At 71.6% G+C, this 2,538-nt stretch carries 2 protein-coding genes; one reads left to right on the forward strand and one right to left on the reverse strand.

The window, feature by feature from the left end; all coding sequences use genetic code 11:
* Positions 1-104: 104 nt before the first annotated feature.
* Positions 105-1,157 carry a serine hydrolase gene (locus G5C51_RS41445; RefSeq protein WP_165246028.1) on the forward strand — a complete coding sequence of 351 codons (1,053 nt, stop codon included), beginning with the start codon at positions 105-107 and terminating at the stop codon, positions 1,155-1,157.
* Here the strand turns inward: G5C51_RS41445 and G5C51_RS41450 are convergent.
* Positions 1,154-2,269 carry a DUF4185 domain-containing protein gene (locus tag G5C51_RS41450; RefSeq protein WP_165246030.1) on the reverse strand — a complete coding sequence of 372 codons (1,116 nt, stop codon included), beginning with the start codon at positions 2,267-2,269 and terminating at the stop codon, positions 1,154-1,156. The two genes, G5C51_RS41445 and G5C51_RS41450, sit on opposite strands and share 4 nt — an antisense overlap.
* Between the last annotated feature and the right edge of the window lie 269 nt (positions 2,270-2,538).

Below are 2,538 nucleotides of genomic sequence, written 5' to 3' on the forward strand. Positions count from 1 at the left end.
ACCCTGGACGAGGGGAGCGTGGGTGTGCTGGGGCCGATGGTGCGCGCCGCGGCGGGGACGATCTCGGCGGGACTGCGCGGGGCGACGCAGCTGGGGGTCGTACGGTGACGGCCGCACTCACGCACCTCTTGACGGCAGGCCGCCGCGAGCGCATCTACTCCGCCGCGGCCTGGTCCACCGGCACCGCCACGGAGCGGGAGGCGGGTGGCCACCTGGGCACAAGAAGCTGGTCAGGTCCGGAAGTCGACGGCACCGAGCTGTGGGACCTGGCCTCGCTGACGAAGCCGATCGTCGGCCTCGCCGCCCTGCGCCTGGCGGAGGCGGGTGCCCTGAGCCTGGACGACACGCTCGGCACGTACCTGCCGGAGTACCGGGACCTCCCGGACAAGGCCGCCATCACCGTCACCCAGCTCCTCGCCCACACCTCGGGCCTGCCCGGCGGCACCCCGCTGTGGCGCGAACACTCCGACCGCGCGGGCCTCCTGAAGGGACTCCGCGACCTCCCGCTGCGCGGCGCGCCCGGCACGGTGGTCGAGTACTCCTCGGCCGGCTTCATCCTGCTCGGCCTGGTCCTGGAGCAGGCGACCGGCACCGGCCTGGACGAGCTGGTGGGACGGCAGGTGTGCGAGCCGCTCGGCATGCGTGAAACCGTCTTCACGCCGGCCCCGGCGGACCGCGCGGTCTCGACCGAGTGGTGCGCCTGGCGCGGCCGCCTGGTGACCGGCCAGGTGCACGACGAGAACGCGGTGGTGCTCGGCGAACCGGCAGGCCACGCGGGCCTGTTCGCGCCGCTCGCCGACGTGGAACGACTGGGCCGCGCGCTCGCGGCGGGCGGCGGCGGACTGCTCGGCGAGACCGCCTTCGCCCGCATGACGGCCTGCCATACGGAGGGCCTGCCCCTGCGCCGCTGCCTCGGCTGGCAGGGGCGCGATGCGGTGGCTTCGCCGGTGGGAGTGGCGGTGGGCGCGGACTCGTATGGCCATACGGGCTTCACGGGGACGAGCCTGTGGGTGGAGCCGGCGCGTAACGGCACGCCAGGCCGCTACTACGCGCTGCTCACCAACCGCGTCCACCCGACCAGGGAGGGCCACCGCTTCCCCGCGATCCGCAGGGCGTTTCATCACCGGGCGGTGGCCCTGGCGCGGCCGGCCGGCTAGGCCCCGAACCCCTGCACGCGGAACTGCATCACCCGGTACGGCCAGTTGTCGGTCGTATTCCACTGGCTGACGGCCAGGTGCAGGTCGCCGAGCGTGGACCCCGGGATGATGTAGCCGCCGTAGAGCTGCGCGACGTGCGTGTCGTCCTCGTTGCCCCACTCGCCGCCGTGGATGAGGGTGGCGCGCTGGGCCTCGTGGAGATTCGACGTCGGGGTGTCCATGATCATGCCGTCGATGCGGTAGTCCCCGGCGTTGAACCAGGTCAGGATCCACTTCCCGCCGAGGGGGCGCAGGCACAGCTCGCCGAACTTGCCCTCCAGGACGGGGGTGGGCGGATTCCCCCAGCCCCAGTTGCCGTCCTTGTAGCCCCACGGCTCGTACGCGCCCGGGTCGGCGATGGAGCCGCTGCGGACCCGCTGCAGGATCATGGGCTTGTCGCGCTGGAAGCCGGACGAGTAGACGTATACGTACCCGTCGTCGCCCTCGCCCCAGGTGAGCATCTGGAACAGCCCGCCGTGCAGGTCGGGGGCGAACTTCGCGCCGGTGTGCTGCCAGGTGGCGCCGTTGTCGGCGGACTTCCAGATCTCGGTCCAGACGACGGTGCCGAGGCCCTTGTTCACCATGACGTGCAGATACATGGTGTCGCCGATGGTGATCACGTCGGACGGCAGCACGGTGGAGAACTCGGGGTTGTCGTGCTCGTACTCCCACAGCTGCTGCGCCGCGTCACCGCCGACCGCACCCGACCACTTCACGCCGGAGGGGAGGTCGGCGGCGGCGGTCGTGGAGTAGAGCGCGACGGGCGAACGCCACCAGCCGGCGCCGACCTTGGCGCCCTCGAAGGTGTCGCCGAAGACGAAGAGATTGCGCCCATCCGGGGTGCGGACGGGGATGCCGAGGTCGGTGGCCTCCATGCGGTAGGCGGTGGTGAGGCCGGGGCCGGTGAGGTCGGCGATTTTGTTGACTTGGAGGGCGGTGGGTTGTGCGGTGGCTTTGGCGCTTTTGGCGCCTGTGGTGCCTGCCTCGCCGCCCCAGGCGGTGCTCGCGCCCACCAGCCCGGTACCGCCGGCGAGCGCGCCGGCGGCGGCTTTGAGGAACGTGGATCGCTTCACGTTGCTGCCCTTCCCGTGGGGGTGTGAAATCGATTTCAGGGGAGGTCTGCGGCCGACCCTTCCACCACGGGCGGCACAGCGTCAACAGGGTTGGCCGATGAGCGTGTTACCCGCGCGTACGATCCCCGATACGATGGCTCCTGGAAGCGAGGCCGGTAGCGTGACCGCCCGATCGGAGCGAAGACGTCCTGCGAAGGACACCCGATCCGAGCCGCAGTCCCCCGCCCCCGTCCCGTCTGGTGCCGAATGGACCACGCCGACCCTGACCC

It is taken from the genome of Streptomyces coryli (assembly GCF_011044975.1).
GTDB lineage: Bacteria > Actinomycetota > Actinomycetes > Streptomycetales > Streptomycetaceae > Streptomyces > Streptomyces coryli.